This is a genomic window from Vibrio sp. Vb1574, assembly GCF_033338675.1.
The window spans coordinates 253550-267910 of the sequence record NZ_JAWOTC010000001.1; the positions used below are offsets into that span (position 1 = coordinate 253550).

The window sequence follows — 14361 nt, forward strand, 5'->3', positions numbered from 1 at the left end:
GTTTTTGCTTTCTCATACCCGATTAATTAAACGATGTTCCTACGATCAAATACACAGCATCCAAATCTTGCTCGGTACGACCGTATGCCAACATTATTGGTCCTATTGGTGAGTCAACACCAAAGAAGATGGAGCCAGCATTGTAAAGCGGCGCTTCGTTTAGTTTCAGATCATTATCAGACCAAACACCGCCATATTCGACCGATGCGCCCAGGTAGACTGGAGCTTCAAACAATCCGAAATCATTATCAAACCACTTATATCGGTACACCAAACTGCTGAAAAATAAGTTCTGTCCGATCAGGCTATTTCTTGGGATTCCCGATAGGCTTAAGAAGCCGCCCAACTCTCTGGGATCAAGCGGTAAAGATGAGTTTTTACTCTCTACAAAACTATATTCAGCATGTCCGACTAAAGTATGACGCTGATGACTCACTGCACCTTTAAATCGTGCAGAGATTTCATAAACGGTATCTTCAATAATTTTGTCAGTTTCTAAAAGGCTAACGCCTTGAGGACTTTGATCATGAGACACTAAATATTCGAGATCGACTAAAAGCCCACGAGTCGGAAATGCGAAATCATCAAGTGTATCTAGGCGATAATTGGCAAACAGGCCACGACGTTCAAAATCCAATTTACCAGCAGAAGCCAAAGTAGAAAGCTCAATATCTCCGGTTGAGTAGCGAGCGCCAAATCGAAGTTCTTGCCACAATGTGGGTTGGATACCTATCGCTAACTCTGTTGTAAAATCATCGTAAGTGACCGGAAAAAAGTCATTTACTGACTCTAAATCTGGTGCTTGAGGCTCTGTTAAAGGTAAGTTTCGGCTCTCACTACCATAGGAAATTCGCCCCGAAACAAAAAGTTCTTGGCTAGATAAAACAGGGGAATACAACTCAGCTTCAATCAGCTTATCCGTGCCCATTTCTACGTTGAACGCCAACTCCGCGCCATGAGAGTTTAAATTGGTAAAGTTGGTCGATATTCCTATGCCGTACTGGCTATCTGTATCGAAGTCATCTTCAAGAAAAAATCGGAAGTTGAGATAATTAGGCCCCCACGACTTCTCGTTAACATCAAAAACCAACAATGTCTCACCATCAACCTCTTCAAAGTGATAAGTGATGAGCTCGAACCGATCTAACGCGTAGAGGTTTTCAACGGCTTTCTCAATTTCGGCCGTTGAAATACGACGTCCGGTTTCTAATTCAATACGATTCGTCAACAACACATCGCTGTAGTGCGTGTTATTAACAATCACTATGTCATCAACCACACGCTGATCGCCATAAATCAAAGTTTTACGAACTTCTTGTTTGCGATCGATGTATTTTTGATAGTCCGCATTGGACAAGCGCAACCCTTTCAGCTTGTCTTTTAACTGCTTGGTAATATCGTACCCAGCTTGAAAAGCCCAAGGCATTTTGTCGAACTCGACAGTTTCCATGGTGCCCACATTGGGACGAATATAGATATCTTGAGGTTCAAGCTCGTCCACTTGCTGTTGTGTACTACGACGAACGAGATAGTTAGAGAGTTGGTCCGCGACAGTAAACAGCCCCGTAAATTCATCTTCGGTTTTGTAGTCGGTGCTAATATCGACGGCAATAACGACATCAGCCCCCATGGCGCGAGCCACATCGACAGGCATGTTATTGACGACACCGCCATCGACAAGCATATGGCCATTGAGCTTATAGGGAGGAAGCGCTCCTGGTACAGACATGCTAGCCATCATGGCGTCCACAAGGTAACCATTGCCCAGTACGACTTCTTCTAGGGCAAGAATATCTGTCGCAACAGAACGATAGGGAATGGCAAGATCATCAAAAGAATCGAATCGCCCTAAGTTCCCTGTAGTCTCACGCAATACTCGCAACATGTTCTGGCCTTGCACCACACCCGTTGGTGCTCGTACCTCACCGAATCTTAAGCCGAGGTCGGTATTAATTTGATAGCGGTCTTCATACTCTTTGTCACGAACTCTACGTTGGCTACGGTCAACACGATCTCGATAACCGCTGCCCCAATCGACGGTGTAGATAAAACTCTCGATTTCATCAGCACTCATCCCCGTGGCATAAAGCCCACCCACATAGGCGCCCATACTGGTACCGGTCACAATATCCACAGGAATCTGCATTTCTTCCAATGCTTTTAAAACTCCAATGTGTGCCGCCCCTTTCGCTCCGCCACCAGCGAGCACAACCGCCACCTTTGGTCGAGGTTCCAAGTCATCCGTTTTTGTTAGAGAGTTTGCGAGGGAAACAGAAGGAGTGATCATCAAAAAGGTACTAACCCAAAGCGCAAAGTTGCGAACCGATGGGCTTGATAACAGCTTTTTGAACATTCACTTCTTCCTTTATTGAATATCTGATCAAGTAGGGCGTGCTAGCAGTACTGTACTAACACGCCCTAATATGTACTAAGAATTAATCAGATAAACAAGCTAATGTTGTTGATTTGGCGATGCTACCAATCAAATATGCTATTTAACCAGTTTGATTTCTTCTCACACTGTTGCTTTATCTGACCGGTTTTATCCCAAACCGGCAGTTTGTAATCACTACGGCAGTTCATTTCTAAACCTCCATCAGATGTAGGCTTGAACCCTAATGTGGTGATTTCTCTTGGCCATGGGAGCTCTAAGCGCTCAGGAATACGCTGCTTCAAGTACTCTGCGTACACTCGTAATGCACCACTCGACCCCGTTAGATTCACGGGTTTATTATCGTCGCGGCCTAGCCAAATTGTCGTCACCTCACGACCATCAACACCGACAAACCAACTATCGCGGTTGTCATTACTGGTACCCGTTTTTCCTGCCAATGCAGCCCAACCAAACTGGCTTTGTAAGAAGCGGCCAGTGCCTTGAGCAACCCCTTGTTTCATCGCGTAGGTCGTTAGCCATGCAGCTTGTTCATCCACGGCTCTTGATGAACGAGGCAAGGATTGATACAGCACATTACCTTCCATATCCATGACTGAGCGCAGAGCGGTCAGTTTTGCACGCTTACCTGAATTCGTCAGAGTCTGATACATCTGTGCAACTTCGAATGGCGTCAAAGAAAACGAACCCAAAAACATCGAAGGCACTGGGCGAATTTCGTCTTTGTTCACGCCCAAACGCTCTAAAGTATTGGAGACTTCAGGAATGCCAAGTGCCATACCTAAGCGCACGGTTGGTACGTTGAGTGATTTCGCTAAAGCAATGTAAAGTGGTACATCACCACGATATTTTCTATCGTAGTTGCGCGGCGTCCACACGTTACCTTTACTGCTCTTCAGACTTAACGGCGTGTCGTGTAGCGTCGTGCCTAGGTTGTATTTATCCGGTTGTTCTAGAGCCGTTAAGTAAATCGCTGGTTTCACTAAAGAACCAATCGGACGACTGGCATTGAGCGCGCGGTTAAAGCCTTCATAACCGACACGTTTACCACCTACCATCGCACGGATTTCACCACTATGGCGATCAACGGCCACAGCTGCGGCTTCTAACTCTTTACCACCCCGTTTAGCTAGTTCTGGGATCTTTTTCGCGATAGCTTGTTCCATTTTGCTTTGCGATACTGGGTCCAGAGACGTAAATACGCGCAGTCCGGTCTCTGCCTTAAATCGCTCCCCAACTTTTTCTTTTAATTCAATACTCAATTGTTGGAAATAAGCTGGCTGACGGCTCGCAATACGTGGCTTGCTTTGCGTATCGAGTGGACGACTTACAGCTTGTTCATACTGCTCTGAAGTCAACATGTTTTGCTGCATTAACAGGCGCAGAACGAGATCACGACGCTCTTTCGTTCTCTCAGGGTAACGAATTGGGTTGTAGTAAGACGGTCCTTTTACCATCCCAACTAACATCGCCAGCTGATCGATTCGCAACTCCTGAATTGGCTGCCCAAAATAGTAACGCGACGCCAAGCCAAACCCGTGGATCGCTTCACCTCCACTTTGACCTAGGTACACTTCGTTGAGGTAGGCTTCTAAGATACGATCTTTGCTGTAACGGTAATCCAAAATTAGCGCGATATACGCTTCTCGAACTTTACGCCACAGTGTTTTATCACGAGTCAAAAACAGGTTTTTTGCCAATTGCTGAGTCAGCGTACTACCACCTTGAACAGTACGGCCGGCCTTAATGTTCGCAACCAATGCACGTGCAATCGCCAGCGGTGACACCCCGTCATGTTGATAAAAATCCCGGTCTTCGGTCGCAAGCAGTGCATCCACTAAAATTTCAGGGAACTGATCACGACGTAAGAAAAGACGCTGTTCATCACGGTCTTTCTCCAGCATGCCCAACATCTTCGGTTCTAGGCGCAAGTAACCAAGGTCTCCTCGAGATTCTAAAGACTGAATACGTTGCAAGCCGGAATCAGAGAAATGCAGCATAATGTGACGATCCGGCTCGGGACCATCGGCAAACTCGAATGGACGACGAATCAATTCAATCCGAGTGGAAGAAGAGGAATATTCGCCTGGGTAACGAGGTTGACTCACTTTACGGTAATTCAACACATCTAGCTCGTTGCGCAGTTCTTGGATGGTGATATTCTCACCAGGGCTTAGATTCAAGATACGGGCATAAACCACCGTTGGCAGCTCAAACAGCTGGCCTTCAAAGCGTTCTTTCACCACACTATCTAAGTAAATCCCAACAAACAGCAAAACAGCGGCAAGTGCAACGCCAGCTTTCCAGCTAAACGACCACAGAACTTTCAACCACGAACGTTTCTCGTTAGTCGGCTTTTTACTCGGCGTACGTCGAGTCTGTTTTGCGGTTCCTTTATTGGTTGTACTTTTCTTCGCTGGCGCTTTTTTCGCGCTAGGCTTCTTGCTGTCAGTCATTATTCAATTGTCTTTTTGTTTTCGTTGTTGCTACATGATTGGCAGGATCATCTGGCCAAACGTGTTTTGGGTAGCGCCCTTTCATCTCTTTTTGAACGTCTTTGTAGCTTCCGTTCCAGAAAGCCGCCAAGTCCGACGTTACTTGCAATGGACGTTGTGCCGGTGAAAGCAGTTCAAGCACCAAACGCTTGCGGCCAAGAGCCACCGTTGGGGAACCACTCTCCCCAAATACTTCTTGCATACGCACCGATAATATCGGCTCGTGGCCATATTGGTAACGGATACGCTTCTTTGAACCTGTGGGTAGTTGGTAATGCTCAGGTAACCATTCATCCAGTTGTTGATTGAGTGGCCAACCTAATAGAGCATTAAGCGCTTCGACCAAGTTTATCTTGCTCAGGTCTTTAACCGAGCTGACAGACGTCATGTATGGTTCTAACCACTCCTCTAATGAATCCAGCAAACTGGCTTCATCAAACACTGGCCATGACTGCTCAGGTAACCATTCCACCGCACAACGAATCCGAGCCAACAAGCTCTCCGCTGCCGGTGTCCAGTTTAGACTCTGTAAGCCCTGGCGGCGGACATACGTGAGTAAAGCTTGTGTCATTTTTTCTTTGCCCGGGCTTGGCAACGGCTCGCTTTCAACGACTAGCAGGCCGAGTTTTGTTTGTCGCTCAGCTATTAGACGGCCTCTTTTTTCATCCCAGCCCACTACTTCTTCAGACGAAAATAGCGTATCAAAGGTCGTTCGCAATATATTGACATCCAATTCACATGCCGAATGAATTTGACTTGAGTTAGAATGAGAACGCATTAAGTCAACGGCAACCAAATACTCACAGCCACCTAGCATGTCTTCCTGACGACATTCTGCACCATGACCATTAGCCAAAGTAAATCGCCCAAATTGATTTGTGCGCTGCTGCGCAATGCGATCTGGAAATGCCAAACTTAACACCAGCGGTAATGCATCTTCATCCACGCCTTTCAGGTCAAATACCGTATCCAATTTGTACGCTAGAGATTGAGCACGCTTGAACAACATCGACTTTTTTGGATGAGTACCAACAAGCCAACGATGCAAGCTATGAGCGATATTGGTAACACTCCTCTCTGGCTCTTCAATCAGTGCGACCGCCGTCAAAGCAGCATTTAACATCTTATCACTGTAAGATTGCGCTTTAATTAGCATCGCAGCCGCACGAGGCTCAACGCCTAGTTCATGCGCCTGTTTTCCTTCGGACGTTAATTGCCCTTTTTCCGTCAGTAGTCCCAATGACACCAATAGCTGCTTCGCTTGTTCCAATGACGCATTAGCTGGAACATCAAGCCACTTTAGAGCGTGGATATCACTCGCTCCCCAAAAGGCAAGCTCCATAACTAAACTAGCCAAATCGGAATGCAAAATTTCGGGTTGGGGAACCAGCGGTTGCTGCTTGAACTGGCTTTCAGAATAAAGACGAACACAAATGCCCTCTTCTATTCGTCCCGCTCGTCCTGCACGCTGAATCGCTGAAGACTGTGCAATGCGTGTTTGCTCTAAGCGTGTTAAACCGTTTTTCAAATCAAAGCGGGCAACACGCTCTAACCCAGAATCAACGACGAGGCGAATGCCTTCAATCGTTAGTGAAGTTTCTGCAATGTTGGTCGCTAGAACGACTTTACGCTTACCTTGTTCTGCTGGCGTAATCGCTTTTTGTTGATCTGCAAAACTCAGTTGACCATAAAGTGGGCATACGTCGATATCATCCGCTAAATGAGACAACCGCTCTTCAACTTGTTTTATGGCACCAACACCCGGTAGGAAAGCTAACAAAGATCCAGACTCTTTGTTCATAAGACTTTCTATTGTTTTTGCCATACTCGTAGGTAAATGCTCGTTCACACCTAACGGCTGGTAGCGCATTGCCACATCAAAGCTGCGCCCTTCAGATTCAATGTAACTGGCTTCTGGCAACAACGATTGTAATGCTTGTTGGTCAAGCGTTGCCGACATTACCACCAGCTTGAGATCGTCTCGCAATGCCTCTTGAACTTCTAAACTGAATGCCAAAGCGGTATCGGCATGAATGCTGCGTTCATGAAACTCATCAAAGATCAGTAGATCAACCCCATCCAACTCCGGGTCCGTTTGAATCATCCGAGTCATGATCCCTTCGGTCACGATCTCCAGCTGCGTTGCAGAACTTACCTTTGCCTCACCACGGACTCGATAACCCACGCGTTGACCTACTTGCTCTCCCAATTGCTCAGCAAGATAACGGGCAATGTTACGCACCGCGAGTCGTCTTGGCTCAAGCATGATGATTTTTCCAGCAACCGAATGATTTAAGAGTAACTGCAAAGGGAAGTAAGTCGACTTACCGGCACCAGGCGCCGCTTTTACGATCACTTGATGTTGATTTTTGACCGCCGTCAGCAACTCAGGCATCACGGCTTCAATCGGCAATTGTGACAAAGGAAATACCTTATGGTGTAATGATGGCAACATTGTACATAAAAAATTTTTTGTCTAAATAAGCAAATGCATTTCACACCCGCTTTAGAGTCCGCCACTCTACTCAAACGCTATAAACGCTTTCTTGCCGATATCGAGCTCGATACTGGTGAAATCCGTACAATCCACTGCGCAAATACAGGTGCAATGACGGGTTGTGCAACGCCCGGAAACAAGGTTTGGTTTTCTACTTCCGACAACCCGAAACGAAAATACCCCAATAGTTGGGAGTTGAGTGAGACCGAACAAGGCCACCGTATTTGTATCAACACCGCGCGTGCCAATCAATTAGCCGTAGAGGCTATTGAAAATAATGTCATTTCAGAGCTTTGTGGTTATGACACACTTCAAACTGAGGTGAAATACGGCAATGAAAATAGCCGAATTGATATCTTGCTCAGCGCAGACGACAAGCCAAAGTGCTATATAGAAGTGAAAAGCGTCACTCTTCTTGATGAGACCGACTCTACTGGACAAGGATACTTCCCAGATGCGGTCACGACTCGGGGACAAAAACACCTGAGAGAGCTCACAGAAATGGCACAAAATGGAAGTAGAGCCATACTTTTATTCACTGTTTTACATTCAGGTATTGAAAAAGTATCCGCGGCGCACCATATAGACGCGAAATATTCACTATTACTCAAACAAGCACAAGACGCTGGAGTGGAAGTTCTCTGCTACAAAGCTGAACTGAGCGATACTGGAATGAAGCTGATTTCCGCTATTGATTTTATCAATTAAGAGAAAAAATGATGTCGTCTTCACATTGACGATAACTTTGCGATTCAGTATTTGCTTGCACCGCCTCTTTTTGCTATAGATACCCGCCTTAAATTGACTGCGTAGCAGTTGACTAGGTGTAAGTAGGAGATGCTGTATGCCAGAATCAAAGAAGAAAACGATAGGCATCCTAGCCATTGCCGGCGTGGAGCCATATCAGGAAAAACCTGGTGAAGAGTACATGTCACCAGAGCAGGTTGAACACTTTACGAAAATCTTAACAGCTTGGCGCGACCAGCTAAGAGCTGAAGTGGATCGTACTGTTCACCACATGCAGGACGAAGCAGCAAACTTCCCAGATCCAGTTGACCGCGCCTCTCAAGAGGAAGAGTTCAGCCTAGAACTGCGTAACCGTGACCGCGAACGCCGTTTGATCAAGAAGATTGAAAAGACTTTGGATAAAATCAAAGAAGACGATTTTGGCTTCTGTGAGTCTTGTGGCGTAGAGATTGGCGTTCGCCGTCTTGAAGCACGTCCAACCGCTGACCTTTGTATTGACTGTAAAACACTTGCAGAAATCAAAGAGAAGCAAATGCAAGGTTAATCACCCAGCATTATGATTGTTGAAGGGAGCTCAGGCTCCCTTTTTGTTTTGGCTATCTTCGCACCCTATTTGTTTACTAAATTCGAGATACACGCATGACACGCTATGTAGGTCGATTCGCCCCATCTCCTTCTGGTCCACTGCATTTTGGTTCACTGATTGCCGCTCTTGGCAGTTATTTTCAAGCGAAAGCACAAAACGGAGCTTGGTTAGTACGTATTGAGGACTTAGACCCACCAAGAGAAATGCCAGGTGCAGCGCAACTTATCCTAGAGGCACTCAAGGCCTATCAGCTGCATTGGGATGGAGAAGTGGTATACCAGAGCGAACGTCACGACCTTTACCAAGCTCAAATAAACAAATGGCTCGAAAATGGAGAAGCCTATTATTGCCAATGTACTCGTAAGCAAATTAAAGAGCATGGCGGTTTTTATCCTGGCACTTGCCGCGATAAAAACTTGAAAGACGGCGCGATTCGCCTAAAAATGACCAAGCCTGTCGCTCATTTCCTCGACCAAAAGCAGGGAACCATTACGATTCCAGAGCAACTCGTTAATGAAGATTTCATTATTAAACGTCGAGATGGATTATTTGCTTATAATCTTGCGGTAGTATTAGACGACATCGATCAAGGCGTCACAGAAGTCGTGCGAGGTGCAGACTTAATCGAGCCGACAGGGCGTCAAATTAGCCTGTACCAAATACTTGGTCAGCCTGAAGTTAGCTACTTGCATTTACCATTGGCGATGGACAACAACGGCAATAAATTGTCGAAACAAAATCACGCGACGGCTATTGATATAGATACACCAAAACCTACTCTATTGCGCGCCATGACATTTTTAGGTTTCGAGATACCTGAAACCGTAAGGGCGGCCAACATAGAAGATATTCTTCGTTGGGGCTGCGAAAACTGGCGGTTGGAACAGCTTCCAGCAGAGATCGAGATCACACCGTGATTCTCAAATGGCATTGTGTAGGCTATCATTAGCCGCAAATTAGGCCCTAGAGGCGTATAAAACTAACCAAAGCAAGATTGGATTAAACCCAGTTATTGCCAGATGCACATGAATACAAACGACTATACACCAAGCGAACCTGCCACAATTCCAGAGCTCGCTCTCAATGTAATAACTCGTGAAGAGCACAACATTTCGCGTAAGCAGATCAGTGATAATGCGCTGAAGGTACTGTACCGCCTAAATGGTGCTGGTTTCGATGCTTTTCTTGTGGGTGGCGGGGTTCGAGACTTACTGCTTGGACAAAAACCAAAAGATTTTGACATTGCGACCAACGCAACGCCGGAACAGATCAAACAGCTATTTCGTAACTGCCGTTTGATTGGTCGCCGCTTCCGCTTGGCTCATATTATGTTTGGCCGAGACATCATTGAGGTTGCGACATTCCGTGGTCACCACCAAGAGCAAAAGAATAAGAGCATTTCTCAGCAATCAAAAGAGGGTATGCTGCTGCGTGACAACGTCTACGGCACCATCGATGAAGATGCTGAGCGCCGTGATTTCACGATTAACTCGATGTACTACAACATCGCAGATTACTCGATTCACGACTACGCACGTGGTATTGAAGATTTAGAAGATCGCCTAATTCGACTGATTGGTGATCCAGAAACACGCTACCGTGAAGACCCTGTGCGCATGCTGCGTGCGGTTCGTTTCGCGGTAAAACTAGACTTCGATATTGAAGAAGACACCGCAGCGCCAATCGAACACATGGCACCGTTGCTCGGTGACATTCCGTCAGCGCGTCTTTTTGAAGAGTCACTCAAATTATTGCAATCCGGTCATGGCTTAGAAACCTACCACCTACTGCGTGAGTACAACCTATTCCAACAACTATTCCCGACGATTGCAGCGCACTTTACAGAAGATTACTCCTCTCACACTGAGCAGATGTTGGATCTTGTCCTAGATTCTACCGACATGCGCATCGAAGATGGGAAACGCATCAATCCAGCATTTATGTTTGCTGCAATGCTGTGGTACCCACTGTGTGCGAAAGCCGATGAACTGATGGAAGAGCGCAACTTAGGCCATTACGACGCCATTATGGAAGCGAGCAACATCATTCTTGACGAGCAAGTTCGCACAATTGCCATTCCAAGACGCCACACGGCAACCATTCGCGAGATTTGGCAGTTACAGCTTCGTCTTCCACGACGTAACGGTAAACGTGCATTCCGTCTTATGGAGCTCAATAAATTTAGAGCTGGCTTTGATTTTCTTGAAATGCGCGGTGAAATTGAAGGTGGTGACACTCAGAAGCTTGCCAAGTGGTGGGAAACTTTTCAAAATGCAGGCCGAGAAATGCGTCAAGCAATGGCTGCCGACTTAGACGGTCAATCACCGAAAACAGGCCAGCGCCGCCGTAAAACTTATCGCAAGAAAAAGAGTAAGCCCAAATCATGATTACAGCGTACATTGCGGTAGGCAGTAACTTGGCTGATCCTGTCAGCCAAGCGAAGCAAGCGATTGAAACATTAAAAACGCTGCCTAAATCAGAGTTTGTTCAAGCTTCTTCGCTATACAGCAGCACGCCAATGGGGCCACAAAACCAACCGGATTACATCAATGCGGTTGTGTCTATTAACACCAGTTTGACGCCTATTGAATTGCTCAATTGCACACAAGCCATAGAGCAAGAACAAGGGCGTGTCCGTAAAGACGAACGCTGGGGACCAAGAACCTTGGACCTCGACATTGTGCTTTATGGCAATGAGGTGATTAATTCCGAGAGGCTGATCGTTCCTCATTATGGAATGAAAGAGCGTGAATTCGTACTCTACCCTCTTGCGGAAATTGCACCAAGTTTACAACTCCCTGATGGGACCGAGGTCTCTAAACTACTGGAACAAGTAGATAGAAACGGCCTCAGTATCTGGCAGTCATAGCCAACTCCTAGTAAGGATAAAACCATGAAAAAAATGACCATCAACGACCTAATCAAGTGGAAGCAAGAAGGTCGTAAATTTGCTACTTCAACCGCTTATGATGCGAGCTTTGCCCAACTGTTTGAAAGCCAAGAAATGCCAGTACTTCTTGTTGGTGATTCTCTAGGTATGGTTTTGCAAGGTCACAACGATACTCTGCCAGTAACGGTCGATGATATCGCTTACCATACTCGTTGCGTACGCGCTGGTAGCCCAAATTGTTTGTTGATGGCAGACATGCCATTCATGAGCTACACCACCCCAGAGCAAGCTTGCGAAAATGCGGCTAAACTGATGCGTGCTGGTGCCAATATGGTAAAAATTGAAGGTGGTGACTGGCTTGTCGACACGGTGAAAATGCTCACTGAACGATCAGTTCCAGTTTGTGCTCATCTTGGTTTAACTCCTCAAGCTGTTAATATTTTTGGTGGTTACAAAATCCAAGGTCGCGATCAAGAAAAAGCAGACCGCATGGTAAAAGACGCATTAGCGCTGCAAGAAGCAGGCGCTCAAATCGTCTTACTAGAATGCGTACCAGCTGAGCTTGCTGAACGTATTACGCAAGTGCTTGACGTTCCTGTTATCGGTATTGGTGCAGGTAACGTAACAGATGGTCAAATTCTCGTAATGCATGATATGTTTGGTATTTCTGCCAACTACATGCCGAAATTCTCCAAAAACTTTCTTGCTGAAACAGGTGATATGCGCAAAGCCGTTACTAAATACATTGAAGATGTAGCCAACGGTGTATTCCCAGACGACGCTCATACCATTGCCTAGAGGATAAATGCATGCAAACTTTTGCGGAAATCTCAGCAGTTCGTGAACACCTTAAAACCTTTAAACGTGAAGGTCGTAAAGTGGCGTTTGTCCCTACCATGGGCAACCTTCACGAAGGCCACTTAACTTTAGTGCGTAAAGCACGCGAATACGCTGATATCGTTGTCGTAAGCATCTTTGTTAATCCGATGCAGTTTGATCGTGCAGACGATTTAAATAATTACCCACGCACGCTAGAGGAAGACTTAAGCAAGTTAACCTCTGAAGGGGTCGATGTGGTATTTACGCCAACACCAGAAGTTATCTACCCTGAAGGTCTGGATAAGCAAACCTTCGTCGATGTCCCTGGCCTATCAACAATTCTCGAAGGCGCGTCTCGACCAGGTCATTTCCGTGGCGTGACGACGATTGTGAATAAGCTGTTTAACATCGTACAACCGGATGTCGCGTGCTTCGGCGAGAAGGACTTCCAACAACTTGCTGTTATCCGCAAGATGGTTGATGACCTAGCAATGGACATTGAAATCATCGGTGTACCAACCGTACGTGAAATGGACGGTTTAGCAATGAGTTCACGCAATGGCTTGCTTACGCTGGACGAGCGTCAACGTGCGCCTGTACTTGCTCGTACAATGCGTTGGATCAGCAGTGCCATTCGCGGTGGCCGCGATGACTACGCATCGATCATCGAAGATGCAAGCGACCAACTTCGAGCTGCAGGTCTGCACCCTGATGAGATCTTCATTCGTGATGCTCGTACATTACAAGTGATCACACCAGAAACGACACAAGCTGTCATTCTGATGTCTGCGTTCCTAGGCAAGGCTCGTCTTATCGATAACCAAACGGTAGATATGGTTGTCGAAGCGAAGGAAGAAGCTGAATCTAACAATACAAACTCAGAGAGCGCAGAGTAAGCTCTGAGTCATAAAAGTAAAAAGGTCGACTCTTAGTCGACCTTTTTTATACTCTACGTATAGACGCAATCTAACCCTTCAGGGCGAGTTTTAAACCGCTTGTGCAGCCACATCCACGCTGGAATATCACGTTTTATCATTTTCTCAAGCTCTTGGTTCAAGATGCTTGCCGCTTTAACCGCATTACGTCTCTCGAAACGCTCGCTAATGTCTTTTCCAATGTACAGCGTGTAATGGTGATTTTTACTCACTGTAACGCCAGATATAACCGCGCACTTTGTTGCATCAATGAGAACACTAGACCCGACTGTACTCGCCGCTTGTTCAACAGCAAAAAACGGCGCAAAAACAGAATGGCTAACGCCATAATCATGGTCGGGCAAATACCAAAGTCGATGACCACTCTTCAGAACTTTGAGCATTGATTTCACGTCTTTTCGATCAATCATTTGATGTCCAAAACGAGTTCGACCTCGATGTTGAATAAACTCATAAGCAGGATTCGAATTTGGGCGATAAACGCCATAGCCTTGGGCAAACTGGCTAAAAATACGAGCGGTTATCTCCAAGTTTAAATGGTGACTGCACACCACCAACACACCACGTCCATTCTTTTCCTCAGCGAGTAAACGATCTTTTCCAACAATAGAGGTTATCCGACGTATCCGCCAATCTGGCCAAAACCAAGCGATACCGGTTTCGATGATCGCCATACCAGTATATTGAAAGTTTTTTCGTACTACGTCCTTACATTGCCAATCCGTAAAATCAGGGAAACACAGCTGGAGATTACGCAGAGCGATCTTGTATCGGCGCTTCATTACATGCATCGCAATACAGCCGATGCTTCTACCTAAGATTCGCAATACTACGTATGGCAGTACATTAACAAGAATCGCTAAAGATCCAAATGCCAACCATACAGACCAATATTTGGGCTTAAGTAACTGATAGGAGAAAGGCGGCGGCGGGACAATATTCATAGGATCACTCATTTATTACAAATGATTGAAACCTACCATGATAAAAACCGAAAAAT

At 46.0% G+C, this 14361-nt stretch carries 11 protein-coding genes; 7 read left to right on the plus strand and 4 right to left on the minus strand.

Annotated elements, in window-relative coordinates:
• Positions 1 to 22 precede the first annotated feature (22 nt).
• The 3 genes from R7O12_RS01095 to hrpB form a co-directional block, all read right to left on the minus strand.
• Positions 23 to 2353 (minus strand): patatin-like phospholipase family protein, encoded by a 2331-nt coding sequence (locus tag R7O12_RS01095; protein WP_005380018.1) that lies wholly within the window; start codon positions 2351 to 2353, stop codon positions 23 to 25.
• A 122-nt stretch (positions 2354 to 2475) separates the two neighbouring features.
• A complete protein-coding gene (mrcB, locus tag R7O12_RS01100) occupies positions 2476 to 4848 on the minus strand; it encodes a penicillin-binding protein 1B (protein ID WP_005380020.1) in 2373 nt (790 codons plus the stop codon).
• Positions 4841 to 7342 carry an ATP-dependent helicase HrpB gene (hrpB, locus tag R7O12_RS01105; RefSeq protein ID WP_318125561.1) on the minus strand — a complete coding sequence of 834 codons (2502 nt, stop codon included), beginning with the start codon at positions 7340 to 7342 and terminating at the stop codon, positions 4841 to 4843. The genes mrcB and hrpB overlap by 8 nt, the downstream gene beginning before the upstream one ends.
• 33 nt (positions 7343 to 7375) lie before the next feature.
• Here hrpB and sfsA point away from each other — a divergent pair, with 33 nt between their 5' ends.
• From sfsA to panC, 7 genes are all read left to right on the plus strand, one after another.
• Positions 7376 to 8092 (plus strand): DNA/RNA nuclease SfsA, encoded by a 717-nt coding sequence (sfsA, locus tag R7O12_RS01110; protein ID WP_017635909.1) that lies wholly within the window; start codon positions 7376 to 7378, stop codon positions 8090 to 8092.
• 136 nt (positions 8093 to 8228) lie between these two features.
• Positions 8229 to 8675, plus strand: a complete 447-nt coding sequence (gene dksA / locus R7O12_RS01115; RefSeq protein ID WP_005386584.1) for an RNA polymerase-binding protein DksA — start codon at positions 8229 to 8231, stop codon at positions 8673 to 8675.
• A 95-nt stretch (positions 8676 to 8770) separates the two neighbouring features.
• Entirely contained in the window at positions 8771 to 9634 is an 864-nt protein-coding gene (gene gluQRS / locus R7O12_RS01120) for a tRNA glutamyl-Q(34) synthetase GluQRS (RefSeq protein WP_047102653.1), read from the plus strand.
• A 102-nt stretch (positions 9635 to 9736) separates the two neighbouring features.
• A complete protein-coding gene (gene pcnB, locus R7O12_RS01125) occupies positions 9737 to 11104 on the plus strand; it encodes a polynucleotide adenylyltransferase PcnB (protein ID WP_005386589.1) in 1368 nt (455 codons plus the stop codon).
• Complete coding sequence (gene folK / locus R7O12_RS01130) at positions 11101 to 11586, plus strand: 2-amino-4-hydroxy-6-hydroxymethyldihydropteridine diphosphokinase (RefSeq protein ID WP_213872707.1); 486 nt, start codon at positions 11101 to 11103, stop codon at positions 11584 to 11586. Before pcnB ends, folK begins: the two co-directional genes overlap by 4 nt.
• A 24-nt stretch (positions 11587 to 11610) precedes the next feature.
• Positions 11611 to 12405, plus strand: a complete 795-nt coding sequence (gene panB / locus R7O12_RS01135; RefSeq protein WP_005386592.1) for a 3-methyl-2-oxobutanoate hydroxymethyltransferase — start codon at positions 11611 to 11613, stop codon at positions 12403 to 12405.
• Between the two features lie 11 nt (positions 12406 to 12416).
• Positions 12417 to 13322, plus strand: a complete 906-nt coding sequence (panC, locus tag R7O12_RS01140; protein WP_005380005.1) for a pantoate--beta-alanine ligase — start codon at positions 12417 to 12419, stop codon at positions 13320 to 13322.
• A gap of 53 nt (positions 13323 to 13375) precedes the next feature.
• Here panC and R7O12_RS01145 read toward each other — a convergent pair whose 3' ends face one another.
• Complete coding sequence (locus R7O12_RS01145) at positions 13376 to 14305, minus strand: Kdo(2)-lipid IV(A) acyltransferase (protein WP_149192420.1); 930 nt, start codon at positions 14303 to 14305, stop codon at positions 13376 to 13378.
• Between the last annotated feature and the right edge of the window lie 56 nt (positions 14306 to 14361).

Coding starts and splice junctions, on each gene's coding strand:
- R7O12_RS01095 (WP_005380018.1), bottom strand. CDS start 2,353: ATGTTCAAAAAGCTGTTATCAAGCCCATCGGTTCGCAACTTTGCGCTT.
- mrcB (WP_005380020.1), bottom strand. CDS start 4,848: ATGACTGACAGCAAGAAGCCTAGCGCGAAAAAAGCGCCAGCGAAGAAA.
- hrpB (WP_318125561.1), bottom strand. CDS start 7,342: ATGTTGCCATCATTACACCATAAGGTATTTCCTTTGTCACAATTGCCG.
- sfsA (WP_017635909.1), top strand. CDS start 7,376: ATGCATTTCACACCCGCTTTAGAGTCCGCCACTCTACTCAAACGCTAT.
- dksA (WP_005386584.1), top strand. CDS start 8,229: ATGCCAGAATCAAAGAAGAAAACGATAGGCATCCTAGCCATTGCCGGC.
- gluQRS (WP_047102653.1), top strand. CDS start 8,771: ATGACACGCTATGTAGGTCGATTCGCCCCATCTCCTTCTGGTCCACTG.
- pcnB (WP_005386589.1), top strand. CDS start 9,737: ATGCACATGAATACAAACGACTATACACCAAGCGAACCTGCCACAATT.
- folK (WP_213872707.1), top strand. CDS start 11,101: ATGATTACAGCGTACATTGCGGTAGGCAGTAACTTGGCTGATCCTGTC.
- panB (WP_005386592.1), top strand. CDS start 11,611: ATGAAAAAAATGACCATCAACGACCTAATCAAGTGGAAGCAAGAAGGT.
- panC (WP_005380005.1), top strand. CDS start 12,417: ATGCAAACTTTTGCGGAAATCTCAGCAGTTCGTGAACACCTTAAAACC.
- R7O12_RS01145 (WP_149192420.1), bottom strand. CDS start 14,305: ATGAATATTGTCCCGCCGCCGCCTTTCTCCTATCAGTTACTTAAGCCC.